General features: G+C 73.5%; 16 protein-coding genes and 1 pseudogene. 3 read left to right on the plus strand and 14 right to left on the minus strand.

Features of this window, described 5'->3' with window-relative positions; translation table 11 throughout:
* Positions 1 to 13: 13 nt before the first annotated feature.
* On the minus strand, positions 14 to 784 hold the full coding sequence (locus ACLQ26_RS14215) for a crotonase/enoyl-CoA hydratase family protein (protein ID WP_425744852.1): 771 nt from the start codon (positions 782 to 784) through the stop codon (positions 14 to 16).
* Positions 785 to 960: 176 nt separating this feature from the next.
* On the opposite strand from ACLQ26_RS14215, the gene ACLQ26_RS14220 reads away from it, so the two are divergent.
* Positions 961 to 1,815 carry a DUF2231 domain-containing protein gene (locus ACLQ26_RS14220; RefSeq protein ID WP_425744853.1) on the plus strand — a complete coding sequence of 285 codons (855 nt, stop codon included), beginning with the start codon at positions 961 to 963 and terminating at the stop codon, positions 1,813 to 1,815.
* 238 nt (positions 1,816 to 2,053) lie between these two features.
* Complete coding sequence (locus tag ACLQ26_RS14225; protein WP_425744854.1) at positions 2,054 to 2,281, plus strand: hypothetical protein; 228 nt, start codon at positions 2,054 to 2,056, stop codon at positions 2,279 to 2,281.
* Between the two features lie 4 nt (positions 2,282 to 2,285).
* Here ACLQ26_RS14225 and ACLQ26_RS14230 read toward each other — a convergent pair whose 3' ends face one another.
* The 12 genes and pseudogenes from ACLQ26_RS14230 to ACLQ26_RS14285 form a co-directional block, all read right to left on the minus strand.
* Positions 2,286 to 3,698 (minus strand): LysM peptidoglycan-binding domain-containing protein, encoded by a 1,413-nt coding sequence (locus ACLQ26_RS14230; protein ID WP_425744855.1) that lies wholly within the window; start codon positions 3,696 to 3,698, stop codon positions 2,286 to 2,288.
* 14 nt (positions 3,699 to 3,712) lie between these two features.
* A complete protein-coding gene (locus tag ACLQ26_RS14235) occupies positions 3,713 to 4,147 on the minus strand; it encodes a pilus assembly protein TadG-related protein (RefSeq protein WP_425744856.1) in 435 nt (144 codons plus the stop codon).
* Positions 4,144 to 4,611, minus strand: coding sequence for a TadE/TadG family type IV pilus assembly protein (locus ACLQ26_RS14240; RefSeq protein WP_425744857.1), 468 nt, complete (start codon positions 4,609 to 4,611; stop codon positions 4,144 to 4,146). The genes ACLQ26_RS14235 and ACLQ26_RS14240 overlap by 4 nt, the downstream gene beginning before the upstream one ends.
* On the minus strand, positions 4,608 to 5,060 hold the full coding sequence (locus tag ACLQ26_RS14245; RefSeq protein ID WP_425744858.1) for a TadE/TadG family type IV pilus assembly protein: 453 nt from the start codon (positions 5,058 to 5,060) through the stop codon (positions 4,608 to 4,610). Before ACLQ26_RS14245 ends, ACLQ26_RS14240 begins: the two co-directional genes overlap by 4 nt.
* Before the next feature lie 5 nt (positions 5,061 to 5,065).
* Positions 5,066 to 5,272 carry a hypothetical protein gene (locus ACLQ26_RS14250; RefSeq protein WP_363681196.1) on the minus strand — a complete coding sequence of 69 codons (207 nt, stop codon included), beginning with the start codon at positions 5,270 to 5,272 and terminating at the stop codon, positions 5,066 to 5,068.
* Between the two features lie 24 nt (positions 5,273 to 5,296).
* Positions 5,297 to 6,166, minus strand: coding sequence for a type II secretion system F family protein (locus ACLQ26_RS14255; RefSeq protein ID WP_425745171.1), 870 nt, complete (start codon positions 6,164 to 6,166; stop codon positions 5,297 to 5,299).
* 46 nt (positions 6,167 to 6,212) lie between these two features.
* A pseudogene (locus tag ACLQ26_RS14260) lies at positions 6,213 to 7,159 on the minus strand (type II secretion system F family protein).
* The gene (locus ACLQ26_RS14265) at positions 7,120 to 8,661 is read right to left on the minus strand and encodes a CpaF family protein (RefSeq protein WP_425744859.1); all 1,542 of its coding nucleotides are present in this window, start codon (positions 8,659 to 8,661) and stop codon (positions 7,120 to 7,122) included. The pseudogene ACLQ26_RS14260 and the gene ACLQ26_RS14265 overlap by 40 nt, the downstream one beginning before the upstream one ends.
* Positions 8,651 to 9,451: a ParA family protein gene (locus ACLQ26_RS14270; RefSeq protein WP_425744860.1), complete on the minus strand. Its 801-nt coding sequence runs from the start codon at positions 9,449 to 9,451 to the stop codon at positions 8,651 to 8,653. Before ACLQ26_RS14270 ends, ACLQ26_RS14265 begins: the two co-directional genes overlap by 11 nt.
* Before the next feature lie 2 nt (positions 9,452 to 9,453).
* Positions 9,454 to 10,113, minus strand: a complete 660-nt coding sequence (locus ACLQ26_RS14275; protein ID WP_425744861.1) for an SAF domain-containing protein — start codon at positions 10,111 to 10,113, stop codon at positions 9,454 to 9,456.
* A gap of 46 nt (positions 10,114 to 10,159) precedes the next feature.
* Positions 10,160 to 11,062: a hypothetical protein gene (locus ACLQ26_RS14280; protein WP_425745172.1), complete on the minus strand. Its 903-nt coding sequence runs from the start codon at positions 11,060 to 11,062 to the stop codon at positions 10,160 to 10,162.
* Positions 11,063 to 11,100: 38 nt separating this feature from the next.
* Positions 11,101 to 11,667: a hypothetical protein gene (locus ACLQ26_RS14285; protein WP_425744862.1), complete on the minus strand. Its 567-nt coding sequence runs from the start codon at positions 11,665 to 11,667 to the stop codon at positions 11,101 to 11,103.
* A gap of 722 nt (positions 11,668 to 12,389) precedes the next feature.
* Here ACLQ26_RS14285 and ACLQ26_RS14290 point away from each other — a divergent pair.
* Positions 12,390 to 13,115 carry a prepilin peptidase gene (locus ACLQ26_RS14290; protein ID WP_425745173.1) on the plus strand — a complete coding sequence of 242 codons (726 nt, stop codon included), beginning with the start codon at positions 12,390 to 12,392 and terminating at the stop codon, positions 13,113 to 13,115.
* A gap of 54 nt (positions 13,116 to 13,169) precedes the next feature.
* On the opposite strand, the gene ACLQ26_RS14295 is transcribed toward ACLQ26_RS14290, so the two are convergent.
* Positions 13,170 to 13,796 (minus strand): phosphatase PAP2 family protein, encoded by a 627-nt coding sequence (locus ACLQ26_RS14295; protein WP_425744863.1) that lies wholly within the window; start codon positions 13,794 to 13,796, stop codon positions 13,170 to 13,172.
* Positions 13,797 to 13,952: the final 156 nt, after the last annotated feature.

Here is a 13,952-nt window from a genome sequence, read left to right on the forward strand (position 1 = left end):
GCCGCCGGGAGGTTCACCCTCCCGGCGGCATCGCCCCTTGCCGGCCCTCGCCGGCGGCGAACCGGGCCGCACCGGCCGCCGCGTCGGTGGCAAGCGAATCCATCCCGTACGCCAGCTCGGTCGCCAGCGCCTCCGCCTCGGGTCGCCCGGCGCCGGCCAGCACGGCCGCCCGGTCGTTGCGCAGGCAGGTCTGCGGATGCCTGGCGATGGCCGCCGCCAGTTCCTCGGCCGCCGCCCGCGCCTGGCCCGGCGGCACCACCCGGTTGACCAACCCCATGGCGTACGCCTCGTCGGCGTGCACCGCCCGCCCGGTGAGGATCAGGTCCAGGGCGCGGCTCTCACCGATCAGCCGGGGCAGCCGGACCGTGCCGCCGTCGATGAGCGGCACTCCCCAGCGTCGGCAGAACACCCCGAGCGTGGCGTCGGACTCGGCGATCCGCAGGTCGCACCAGAGTGCCAGCTCGAGACCGCCGGCCACCGCGTACCCGGAGATCGCCGCGATCACCGGCTTGCTCAGCGCCATCCGCGTCGGACCCATCGGGCCGTCGCCCTCCGGCTCGACGCGGTTGCCGCTCGGCGTGCCGATCGCCTTGAGGTCGGCACCGGCGCAGAACGTGCCGCCGGCTCCCCAGAGCACGGCCACTGCCGCGTCCGGATCGGCGTCGAACGAGCGGAAGGCGTCCGCCAGCGCCCGCGCGGTCGGCCCGTCCACGGCGTTGCGCGCTGCCACCCGGTCGAGCACCACTGTGGTGACCGCACCGACCCGCTCCACCCGCACACCCATCGAACCAGCATGCCCGCCCCGCCCCACCCCCACAATCCCCGCACTTTCGGTGTCGATTCGCGGCTTGTGCCCAGGATTCTCGAAGCAGGAAGTGCGCGATCGGCGGCGTGGGGCGGCGAAGCAGGTTTGTCGGCACCGACCGGTTTGCGACGGCGATCGCCGGGAAGTCGGTACTCGTGCGAGCACTTTTGACGAAAGTCGAGCAGGACTCCCGGCTGGACCGCGCGGGTGACCGGTTGCAGAAGGTGGTCCTCGGCACGCTGCGACCGCGGCGGCTGCGGGACCTGCTGCACGGCGTGACGCTGGGGCATCCGCTGCATCCGGCGATGGTGCAGGTGCCTGTCGGCGCCTGGATCAGCGCCGCCGTGCTGGACCTGATGCCGAGTCAGCGCCGGCCGGCCACCGTACTTGTCGGCCTGGGCACCGTCAGTGCGCTGCCGGCTGCGGTCGCCGGTCTGAACGACTGGGCGGCGCTCTCCCGGGACCAGCGCCGGGTCGGCCTGGTGCACGCCGCCGCGAACACCGTCGGCGTCGGCCTCTACGCCGGCTCGCTGGCGGCACGGCTCTCCGGGCGGCACGGCGTCGGGCGGGCGCTCGGCTTCCTCGGCCTCTCCGCCGTCAGCCTCGGCGCGTACATCGGTGGCCACCTGGCCTACAAGCAGGGTGCCCAGGTCAACCAGAGCGTGTCCGAGCTGCACCGGATGTCCGACGGCTGGCACTCGCTTGCCGACATGGCCACCCTGCCGCAGCGCACACTGATCACCCGGGAGGTCGACGACGACATCTCGGTGATCCTCTACCGCCACGGTGACGAGGTCACCGTGATGCTGGAGCGCTGCCCGCACCAGAGCGGGCCGCTCGGCGAGGGCGAGGTCCAGGAGATCGACGGCCACGCCTGTGTGGTCTGCCCGTGGCACGGCAGCGCGTTCCGGCTCAACGGCGGCGAGGTCATGCAGGGACCGTCCGGCAACGACCAGCAGATCCTGCCCACCCGCATCCAGAACGGCGTCCTCCAGACCCGCCTGCCCTGACACGCTGCCAAGCACGAGCGGACGGCGCCGGTGCTCTCCCGTCATCGGGTCGGTGTCGTTCACCCGCTGCCGCCGGTGTTCCCGCGACGTCGGGCTGGTGCTGCTCTCAGGCGATATACCTCAGAGTCATAGATATACCTCTGAGGTATATCGCTCTCCGGACCATCCGCCGCCGCGCCGCCATCCGCCGCCGCGTGTCGCCGTGTCGCCGCGTGTCGCCGTGCCGCCGCGTGTCGCCGTGTCGCCGCGTGTCGCCGTGCCGCCGCGTGTCGCCGTGCCGCCGCGTGCCGCTGTGTCGCCGCGTGCCGCCGTGTCGCCGCGTGCCGCCGCGCGACCGGTGGGCTTCGTCGACGCCAAGCGGTTGACGGCTCGTTCGGCACGTGCCGCCGCCCAACTGGTCAGCCGTGCCGCCGCCCGACGGGTCAGCCGTGCCGCCGCCCGACTGGTCGGCCGTGCCGCCGCGTGACCGGTCAGCCGCGTCGGTGCCGACCGGTCGACGGCTCGTCCGACGCGGCATCCCAGCCGGGCCCGCCGGTGGCCAGTCCGCGCTGGTCACCGCCGGTCCAGCCATCCTCGCCGGTCCAGCCCTCGTCGCGGGCCCAGCCTTCGTCGCCGGTCCAGCCCTCCCTGCCGGTCCAGCCCTCCCTGCCGGTCCAGCCTTCGTCCCCGGCCGAGGCCGGCGCGCCGCTGGGGGCCGGGCCTCCGGTCGGTGCTGCCGTGCTCTCGGTGGCGGCCGCCGCACGGTTGGCCGCCCACGCGGCGCCGCTGCTCCGACGACCGCTGCGGGAGCTGCCGGTGCTCCGACCCGCGCCGCCTCGGGGCGCGCGGGTGGTCGTCGTCAACCGAGGGGCCGCACCGGCGGTGGCCGGGCGGCGGCGCAGCCCGAGAACCGCGCCGATCTGCGCGCCGACGATGCTCGCCACGGCCAGCACCGCGGAGACCGCCAGCGGCCGGTTCACCCGGTCGGTGGTTCCCGCCCGTGCCGCGCCGACAGTCATCGTGGGGGCCTGACCCGTCGACTCCGTACCGCCGGGGGGTGCCTGCTCCGCCCGTTCCGGGGCGGTCCGCTCCGGAGCCGGGCGTGAGGCCGGCGGTTTGGGCGCGGCGGGCCGGCCGACGAGCTTGCCGGTGGCGTGCGTGCGAGCGCCCTGGTCGGTGGCCTCCGCCGGCAGTCGGAGCAGTTGGCCGGGACGAATCCGATCCGGGTCGTCCAGCCGGTTCAGCTTGGCGAGCTGTCGGTAGTCGCCGAACTCGTCGAGGTACCGCTCGGCCACCTCGCCGAGGTAGTCGCCCCGCGCCACGCGGTACACCGGAGCGGCCCGGTCGCCGACGCCCGGCCCAGGTGGCGCGACAAGCCCGAGCGGCCCGCTGCCGGCCGTTCTGATCGGCCCGCTGCCGGTCGTCGCGATCGGCCCGCTTCCGGGCAGTCGGGCGGCGCTTGTCGACGTGCTCGGCTGGGCGTACGCCGGACCGGTGTAGACCGCGGCGGCGCTGGCGGCGGCCGGACTGGCCGCGAGGATCAGCGCGACCGAACCGACAAGCGCGGCGGCGGCCTTCTGCTGGCGGCTCATCCCCGGCAGCTTCGGTGCCGGTCGGCGCAGGCTCTGCGCACCCAACTCGACCACGACGGAGAAAGCGAACGTGGCCCAGCCGAACCAGCCGGCCAGCGCCAGGGCCCGCAGAAAGAGCTGCCCGTCGTCGCGGCTGGTCAGGGCTGTGCCCACCTCGGCGAGGGTGGGCAGATGGTCGGGCAGGGGATTGCCCGCGAAGGCGAGCAGCGCGACCGGCGCGCCCAGCACCAGAGCGCAGAGCACGACGAGCGCGCCGACGCCGGTGAGGACGCGTCCGGTCCGCCGTACGACGGACCGACCCGATGCGGACATGGCGGCCTTCCTTCCTACGGTCCTGCGGTGATGGCCCGCGCGGTCGCCTCGCCGGTGACGGTGACCTGGTCGGCGAAGCCGAACAGCCCGAGCATCGAGCGGCGGTAGGTGATCGTGACGCGTACCTGAACGACGGTCTCCCCGGCGATCTGCGGGAAGCTGACGGTGTGGCCTGTGGTGGCGCCGGCGGCGGTGAGGTAGTCGGCGACGGCGACGCGGGCCTGCCGCTGGTTGATCCGCGTCGGCCCACCCTCGATCGCGGTGGCCCGGTCGATGGCCTGCCCGCCCGCGCGGGCCGCCTCGGCGGCCAGGTTGTCGGCGCGTTGCAGCGTGCGCAGCTGCCCGGCCCCGTCGAAGGAGAGCCCGACGATTGCCAGTACGCCGACCATCGCCACCGCCAGGAAGATGCTGATCCGCCCGTGGTCACCGGACAGCGGACGGGCGTTCATCCCCGGCTCCGGTAGCGGTCCAGTGGCGAGGTGAACCGCGCCACGATCCGGTTCTCGCTAGGCATTCCGGGCACGGCGGCGAGCCGCAGGTCGCGGAGGGACACCCGACAGACGATCTCGACGGTGACCGTCGCGTTCTGCCCGACCGCGCTGCGGTAGGCGTCCTCGAAGCTGGTGACACTGCCGCCGACCGAGCCGGTGAATTTCAGCGTCGGAGCGTTGGAGCAGGCCAGACCCCGCCAGTCCAACTGTTGGCGCGCCGCGTCCCGGGCCGCCTTCCGGGCATCGCCCGCCGTCCGGGAGATCGAGGCGGCGCGGGCCGCGTCGTGCGCGGCGGTGTCGAGCGCCTCGGCCGCCACCGCGCTGCGTCCGGCCACGCCGGCCAGCACCATCAGCGCGATGAACGCGGGTGCCAGCACCGCCACCTCGATGGAGACCGAGCCCCGCTCGGCGGCCCGCGTCACGGGGGCGTCACCGGGGTCACCCGCTCCACCGGCCCGTGCGCGGTCTGCCGCACCGCGAAGTCCACGCCGGGCACCACCGACAGGGACCGGCCGGTCACCGTGCAGGTCACGTCGACGTCGGTGGTCACGCAGGTCGGGCCCGTCGTCTCCCAGCCCACCAACCAGCCGCCGGTGGCCTTCAGGAACCGGGTGGCGCTGGCCTGTCCGGAACCGTCGGACGCGTTGTACAGCCGCTGGGCGTTGACCCCGTTCTGCGCGGCGTGCAACGCGGTGGAACGGGCGAGGAAGACGGCCGCGACCTGGATCGAGGCGAAGAGCAGCACCAGGATCAGCGGCATCACCACGGCCAACTCCACCGGGTTGGCACCCCGCTGCGGGTCGACGGCCGCGAGGCGGCGCCGGGCGGCGTTGACCGCCCGGCGCAACCTCGACAGCACGACTCGACGCATCCCGGCTACGGGCCGGGCTTCGTGTAGTTCGGGATGCCGTCCATCCAGTTGTTGGCCTTGGTCAGGGCCAGAGCGGTGACGGCCATGGCGACGACGACCAGGCCGGCGATGATCACCGCGGTGGGCACCGGGCTGTCGCCGCGCTCACCGTCCCGACGCAGGTCGGCCAGGCGCGTCGTCAGCACGACGTGCAGATAGCTGAGGATGGACATGACGTACTCCTTCGGGGGACGGGGTCAGACGCGGGAAATGAACGGATAGAGGACGAACCCGAGCAGCACGAAGACGAGTAGCGCGCCCGGGATGTCGAGCTTGCTGGTGACCCCCTCCGCGCGGGCGAGGTTGTCGGTGCGGATCTGGTCGCGGAGCGAGTCGGCCCGGCTGCGCAGGGTCTCGTGCACCTGCGCGCCCTCACTGCCGGAGGAGCGCATGATCGCGCCGACGTCGCCAAGCTCCGGTATACCGATCTTGTCGGCGAGGTCACGCAGCTCCTCCCAGGGCGCGTGCATCTGCATCTGGGCGATCCGCAGCGACTCCTGGAGCCTGTCGAACACCCAGCCGTCGCAGACCGCGGCGGCCCGCTCCAACGACTGCACCGGCCCGTGCGCAGCCGAGAGCTGCAGCGCCACCAGGTCGAGGTAGGTGCAGACCGCCTGGCGGAACTCGTCGCGGGCGGCGGCGGCCTTGGTCAGCACGGCGCGGTGCGCCAGCAGGCCGCCCAGCAGTGCCAGACCGAGGCTGCCGAGCACCGGCACGGCGAGCGGAAACGGGACGCCGAGCAGCCACAGCGCAGCCCCGAGCAGAGTCGGCGTGGCCAACCCGATCAGGGCGGAGAGCAGCACCGACAGCGCGTACTGCTCGGGGGTCTGACCGATCAGGGCGAGCTGCATCTGCGGCGGCCGCAACCAGCGGGACATCCCGGTCAGCCAGTCGAGTCGCCGGGACGCGGGCGTGGCCACCCGGGCGGTGCCCGGCGGCTGATGCAGTCGGCGCAACGCCGGCCCGAGCGCCGGCGTCGCCGGCACCAGCTCTCGTATGACCAGGAACAGGCCCAACCCGATCGTCGCCCCGCCACAGACCGCGACGGCGAGGTGCCAGTTGAGGATCATCACGACCGCCCCCTCGGGCCGGGCCGCGCCAGGCTGTCCGCGCTCACGCGATCACCTCCTGGGGGTCGGGCGCCGGCAGGAACCGGGCCGGCCGCTGTGGTTGGCTCATCGACCGCACCCAGGCCAGCAGGCCGATGAAGGTGGCGCCGAGCGCGGCCATCACCACCTGACCCGTCGGTGTGCCGTACGGCTTGATGTATTCGGTGTTGACCAGCCCGTACGCAAGCGTCGCCAGCGTCATGCCGGTCAGGAAGCGGACCGCGAACCGGGGCTGGGTGCGCTTGGCCTCGATCTCCCGGCGGGTCGCCACCTCGGCGGCCGCCGCGCCGGCGATCGAGCCCAGCACGTCGCCCAGCCGCTCGCCCCGGTCGGCGAGGTGCAGGATCAGCGCCGCCACCACCTGGTCGCAGACCGGGTCGCCGATCTCGTCGGCGAACACCAGCAGCGCGGAACGGGCCAGCCAGCCGGCCTGCAACCGGGCGGCGAGCAGCCGTACCTCGTCCTCGATGCCTGGCGGCACGCTGCCGATCGTGCTGATGATCGCCTGTTGGAGGCCCTGACCCGTGCCGGAGACGTCCTTGAGTCGGCGGGTCCAATCGCCAACCGCCTCGATCCGGGCGATCGCCCGCTGCTCGGCCCTGCCCACCGCGAACAGCCACGGCACGCCGGGCACCGCCACCGCCACCAGCAGGCCCACCACCGGCAGCCCGGTCAGCAGGAAGGCCAACGCCCCGGCGACAACCGCGGTGAGCAGCAGCATCTGGTAGGCCCGCCGCTCGGCGGGAGTGGCGCCGGAGCCGCGCCAGAGGCGGCTCAGGCCGGGCCCCGCTCCCGGGCCGGGCCCGGCGGGCCGGCGGGTGCCCACCAGCGCGACGACCGCCAGCAGCAACCCGGCCACACAGGCGGCCCCGGAAATCACCGCGATCAACTCAAGGCTGTTTCCCATCAGGTCACCGCCGAGCCAGTCGGGTCTGTCGGGGTCGCCGCCACGCACCCGTGCCTGCCTCGATCCAGCGGGTCAGCAGTCGGGCGTCGTACCCCACCCGCAGCAACTGGTCGCGGACCCGCTCGGGCAGGTGTCGGGGGACCGCGCGACCGTCCGGGCCGGGACCGAAGACGGTGGTGGTGGTGATCCGTCCGGCCTCACCGGCCCCGATCACCTCCTCCACGTGCGAGACGAACCGGTGCTTACGGCCGCCGATCGCGCTCTCGTCCTCGATGGTGACGTAGACGATCAGGTCGAGGGCGTTGCCGGCCATCCGGCGGGCCTGGTCGACTGTCATCTCCCGGCCGTGCGCCAGCGCCAGCTCGACGATCCGCTCACCCACCCCGGCCGCCGTACGGGCGTGGATCGTGCACATCGAGCCCCGGCTGGTGGTCATCGCCTGGAGCATCGGCACGATCTCCCGGGACCGCACCTCACCCACGATGATCCGTAGCACGCCCATGCGCAGCGAGAGCGGAATCAGGTCCGCGATCGTCACCTCACCCGCCGGCCGGCCGTCGAAGCCGCGCTCGCCGTGCCCCTCCCGCGCCTCGAAGCTCATCACCGCCCGGTGCCGATCGCGGCGGCGCGCCGGCAACAGTTCCCGGCTCTCCTCCAGCAGCACGTACGGCTCGTCGGGCGGGATCTCGTTCATCAACGCCCGGATGATCGTGGTCTTTCCGGCCCCGGCAAGCCCGGCGACCATGATGTTCAACCCGGCGCGCATCGCCGCCCGCAGGAAGTCGCGCAGCAGCGGGTCGATCATCTCGTCCAGGTCACCCCGGGCGCCGGCCACGTCGTCGAGGCTCACGTCCAGGGTGTTGTGCTTGCGGATCACCGCGTACGGCCGGTGGCTGACCAGGAACACCGCGGCCAGTCGGCTGCCGTCGGGCAGTTGCAGGTCCAGGGTGGGCTTCACTGTGGACAGGGACCGTTCGGTCGCGCCGGCCCGCCGCGCCGCCGCCTGGAGGATCTCCACCAGCTCGGCGTCGCTGTCGGCGATCGGTTCGGCCCAGTCCACCCCGCCGCCGTGCCGGGTGATCCGCACCACGTCGCAGCCGAGGATGTGCACTTCCTCGATGGTGTCGTCGACGAGCAGGGTCTGCAGCCGGCCCAGCCCGACCAGCTCGGCTGTCACCTGGTCGAGCAGCAGGCGCTCCTCGCCGGCGGCCATCGGTGTCCCGGCACGCCGGACCGCGTCCGCGTACTCGGCGACCACGGTGACGGCCAGTCGGGCCCGCTCGGTGTCCTCCTCGTCGACGCTGAACTCCCGCCCGCGCTGCCACAGGGTGAGTCGTTCGGTGAGTTCCCGGCGCAGCTCCCGGACCAGTTGGAAATCGATCCGGGGTCGCGGCGCCACCTCCGGCGGAGGTGGGCCTGTGGGCGCCGGCTGCGGTGTCGACGCCGACTGGTGGTGCCTGCCGTTCGGCGGGGTCAGCGGGGGCGTGGTGGACGTCGCGTTCGGCGGCTGCTGACGCGGGTCGGTGGAGACGGGTTCAAACCGCATCCGGCACCCCCTGCTGCACCGGCCAGGCCAGCCGTGCCCGCCGGCGCTCCAGCAGCGCACCGACCGGCACCTCCAACGCGGCGGCCGCGCGCAGCAGCGGCCGTCCGGATCGGACGGTCCCACCGAGGGCGAGCACGCCTGCGGTACGCGGGTCGTGCGGCAGTCGGGCGATCACCGGCAGTTTCAGCCCTCGACTGATCTCCGCGCGCCCGTGCCCGTCGCCGACAAGCAGCAGCCGCAGGGTGCCCGGCGGCACCCGGTGTTCGGCGAAGTCCCGCTCGATACCGGTGACCACCGCCCGCGTGCCGGACAGGTCGGGCAGGTGGGCCCGGGTCACCAGCAGCACCACCGAGGCGGCCCGCAGCAGTGGCCACGGTGGGCCTGTGACGTGCAGCCGGCCACAGTCGACGAGCACGTCGTAGCCGGGGCTGCCCCGGTCCAGCGCGTTGAAGTAGTCGGCGAAGCGCTGCCAGAGCGGGGTGACGCTGCCGGCCTGCGCCGGGTCGACCAACCCGGGTAGCAGCAGCCGTTCCCGGCGCGGCGCGTCCAGGTCGACCAGTTGGGACCAGAAGGCGGTCTCCAGGTTGCCGTCGCGCAGCTCCCCGACGGCCAGCTCGCCGATGCCGCGCGGCCCGTCCAGCTGACCGCCGAGGTAGCCGGCGAGGATCGACCCGCCGGCCGGGTCGCACTCGGCGAGGACCAGCCGGCGGTGCCAGGTCAACGCGCAGGCCAGCGCCGAGGTGGTCACGCCGGGCGACCCCTTCGCGGACACCAACGCGATGATCGCCATGCTCAGGCCGCCTCGGTCAGCACGACGGCGATCCGCTCCTGGGCGGCCAGCGCCACCACGGCGGGTACGTCCCGGACGAGCAGCGCCAGGTACAGCACCCTCTCGTCGTCCGAAGGGCTGACCATGTCGATGACGGTGGCCGTGAACCGGGTGCCCGCACCGGCGGCCGCCCCGGTGGCGTTGTCGTCCGGGGTGCTGACCAGCAGCACCTTGTCTCCGGGGTGCAGCGCACGGGCCGGCACCTGGGCGGTCTTCAGGCCGAGCGCGATCTGCTGCTGACCCGGGCCGAGCAGCGGGTCGTCGGTGACCTGCCCGAGGGTGAGCAGGGTGCCGGGCACCAGCGCGACGGCGGCCCGCTTGCCGACCACCTCGTCCAGCCGGCCGGCGGGCACCGGCCGCAACCCCCGGCCCCCGGCGACCTGCACAGTGATCAGATCGGCGGCGCTGACCTCCCGACCGACCTCCACCGGCCGGGCCACCGCGAGGTAGCTGCCGGTGGCCCGGACCGAGGTGACCGCGAACGCGGCCCCCAGCCCACCAAGGGCGATCAGGAGTACGGCGAGACCCAGCAGCCCCGGGCGGACGCGGCGTTGCCGGACCACCTTGGGCGGGCTGACCGGCGCGTCCACCGGCCCGGTCGCGTTTCGCGTAGCCAGACTCACCGTTCGATCTCCATTCCCGACTGTGGGGCTCGCAGAACCGGCTCGCTCACCTGGTCACCACCTGGAGTTCCTTGATCACGACCGGCACGGTGCCGCTGGTCCGGGTCTGCGCGATCGGGTCACCCTCGTCGCCGTCGCCGGTCCACCAGCGCACCGTCCAGTACGTGGTGGCGCCCACCCGGTAGGTGCCGGCCCTCGGGTAGCCGCTGTCGTAGCCGCAGTCCGGGGAGGTCCTGCCGGCGCGCTTGCCCTTCGCGTCGTACGGGGTGCCGGCCTTGGTGCAGGTGACCGTGTCGCCGTTGCCCATGCTCCAGACGATCCGGTCGACTTTCGCCTCGATGGAGACGGTCAGCCCACGGTCGCTCGCGGAGGCGTGCAGCGGCCCGAAGTAGCTGGCGCTCGGGGTGGCCCACATCCACACCGGCAGGCCGACCAGGCCAGGGCCGATGTCCTTGCGGGGCGCCACCCTGAGCCGGGCCGGCAGCAGCTTGATCGACGCGAGGGCCCGGCGGGCCAACTCCTCCGGGTCCGGCGGAGCGCCGAAGCCGGCCGGCGGCCCGTCGAGCAGCACCGTGTTCTGTGCGCCGAGATCGCCGCCGTTGCAGGTCTGCACGTACCACTGCTGACCCTCGGCTGCCGGCTTCTGCGGCACGGCGAGCTTGTAGTAGCACCCGTCACCGTTGTTGAACCAGCCCAGCACGTCGTCGTAGCAGGGGATCGTTCGCCCGCCCCACTGGCAGACACCGCCGCCCCCACCGCCGCCGGAGTCGCCACCGCCGTTGTCGCCACCGCCGCCGGGGCCGCCCGGCGTGCCGGGCTCGTCGTCCCAGACGTTGCAGTCCGGTTGGCCGGGCGGGCATTCGACCCCCGGGTCGGCGCGTCGGGCGGCGGCGGCCGGCAGGGTCGCGCCGACCACCACCAGCAGCGCCAGTCCGGCCCCCGCGAGCATCCGCCGGGCCGCGCCGGTACGGGCTCTGGGCCCCCGGGTCAGCACGGCTGGTCCGGGTGCGCCGCGCCGGAGCTGATCAGCCAGCGACCGTCGGGATATCGGGTGGCGGTGGCGGTGGCCAGGTGTTTGCCGCCACCGCTGCCCGGGACGATCCGCTGGTCCTTGGCGTAGACCAGCCGGTAGCCGGTCGCGTCCAGGCAGTCCTGGATCTCCACGCTTGCCGGGTCCGTGTCCAGACTGACGGCGGTCACGCTGGGATCGGACGCCAGTGCCCCGGTACGCACAGCGCCGTGCTCCTTTGCGTCGCGAATGGACAATTGCACCCGGGTCAGCAGCGGATCAGCGAGAAACCGGGACAGTTCCGGCGCGTGTGGATCGCTGCGTCGACTCGCCGTTCGCGAGGCCGCGAGATAACCGGAGTAGGCCTCGAGCGCCGCCTTTTCGGCCGCTTCCCGTGCGGCGCCCGAATCCGCCACCACTCCTTCGTCCCGCGTCGTCGCCGGCCGATCGACCGCCTCCCGCCCGCTGCCGCAGGCGGTGACCGGCGCCACCGCCACGATCACCAGCAGGCAGATCGCCGCTCGCCTGAGCTGCCGTCCGCGCACCGTCGAGCCCTCCTTGTGATCGCCCGACGTGGCGACGAGGCACCGCCGCCGGGCATGCGGAAGCGCGCCCGGATCAGTGCCTCCGGAGCTGTTCATTGCGCTTCTGCATTCACCGTTACGGATCTTCTACAAATGCAGGTCCCGTATCTTCCGGTTGTTGCTGTGAGGCTTGCGTCACACCCAAGGGGCGAGCATAGGCTGACGGTCGCCGATGCAACAGAGGCAAGTCAAGTGAACACTCTCAGTGATGATGGGTGGTGGTGGTGGGTGCCCGTGCCGCACTCCGGACGATGGTCGGTCGAGGGATCGCCGACGGTCCCGCCGCGCCCGCTCGGGCGAATCCGTCGCCACCGCTGTGGTGGTCCCGAGAGTGGGACATCGCGCCCCCATCCCGGCATCCGGACTGCGCCTGGGAGCGGCGGACGGACCGCCCCGGCTACCGGGCCGACCGGCCGGACCCCGAGCCAGGGGATCGCTGTACGGCCGGTGGCGGACGTCGTTTTCCGCGCCATCCGCTACACCCGAGCGAACGTTCAGTCACGATCCGTGTTCACCTTCGCGGGGGACGCCCGACGTTCGGCGGGGTCGACGTGGCGCTGACCGGCCCCCCGGCACCAGCACCCGGTCGGCGTGAACCGGCCGATCGGGCGGAGGAGGGGTCCGTCGCGGGTGCGGACAGTCGTCGGCGCGCAACTCGCCGCCGGGCGGGTTCGACCCGCTGGCTGGACGGCTGCGCCGTGCTGGCGACCCTGACGGTCAGTCCGCTGCTGCGTCTGGCCGTCCTGCGTCACGCCGTACCCGCGGGCATTCCCAACCGGACCGGCTGCGACGCCTGCGGCGCGACGGTCGGCCTGACCCGGCCCTGGCCGGCGCTCGGCCCGCTCGGCCGGTGCGGCCGGTGTCAGGCCCGCGTCGGGCCGCCGCCGGGGTCGGTCGAGGTGGCCGTGATCGCCGCCGTGGCCCTGTTGGTGCTTGTCGGTCCGTCGGGCGGGGTGTTGCCGGCGTTGGCCTGGTGGCTCGCCTGGACCGTCCCGGCGGTCCTCGTCGACCTGGCCGTGCACCGGCTGCCCGACCGGCTCACCCTGCCCGCCGCGGGCGGGACCTGGCTGCTGCTGGGGGCGGCGACGCTCACCGGTGCCGGGGCAGGTCCGTGGCTGCGAGCCGTCGCCGCCGGTGTGGGGCTGGCGCTGTTCTTCGCCACCAGCACCCTGCTGCTCGGCCGCCGGGGCTTCGGGTTGGGCGATGCCAAGCTGGCGCTGAGTGTGGGGGCGCTGCTCGGCTGGTACGGCTGGTCGGTCCTGCTCCTCGGGCTGTTCCTCGCGTTCGGGCTGTCCGCGCTTGTGAGTCTGGGGCTGCTTGCCGCCCGACGGGTCCGGTGGAGCACCCACCTGCCGTTCGGCCCGTTCCTGCTCCTCGGCACGGTGGGCGCCCTCCTCCTGATCTCCTGACCGCAGTGGCGCAGTGGCGCAGTGGCGCAGTGGCGCAGTGGCGCAGTGGCGGGGTCAGGAGCGGGGTCGGCTGGCCAGGTCGGGTACCGGGTGCCGGGCATCCGCGCGGCGGCGTAGCGCCTCGGCGGTCGGGCGGGCCAGAAGCGGGGTCGCCACCGCGGCGACCAGGGCACCGAGCAGCAGGCCGGCGGCCACGTCGTGCGGGTAGTGCACGCCCACGAAGACCCGGGAGAAGGCGGCCAGCACGGCCAGCGGCAGCGCGATCAGCCCGAGTCGGCGGGAGAGCAGGAGAGTGGTGATCGCCAGCGCGCCGGCAAGTGTGGCGTGGTTGCTGGGGAACGACCAGTCGCCCGGTGGCGGGCAGGTGCCAGCGATGATCGCCCGGCCCGCCGCACGGCACGGCCGGTCCTCGTCCACCACGGTCTTGAGCCACTCGCTGCTCGCGTACGCCAGGAGGGTCGGCAGCGGCGCGACCAGGGCGAGTGCCCGGTCGTGCGGGCCGCCGGCCAGGCGGCGCAGCGCGGCCACCACCAGCAGCGCGCCGAGCAGCAGGATCACGCCCTCGGTGGCGTGCCCGACGAACCACCGCACCGGGTCGGGGCTGCCGGCGGCGGCATCGACGATGTCGCGGTACCACTCGGCGCTGATCTCTGGAACGTCAGTACTGCCGTTGTCGGCCATGAATCACCTCACTACATGTTCATACCTCGTTCATCTTGGAGACACCCTAGGAACGCCGCAGGGGGCAGCACAGGAGTCGAAGGCCGAGCCGGCCGCACGACCTTCGTCCAGGGATCGCACAGGCGCCTCTGGCAGGTGCTCGGCGCGGACCTCCGC

The organism is Micromonospora sp. DT43 (assembly GCF_049841645.1).
In the GTDB taxonomy this organism is placed as follows: domain Bacteria; phylum Actinomycetota; class Actinomycetes; order Mycobacteriales; family Micromonosporaceae; genus Micromonospora.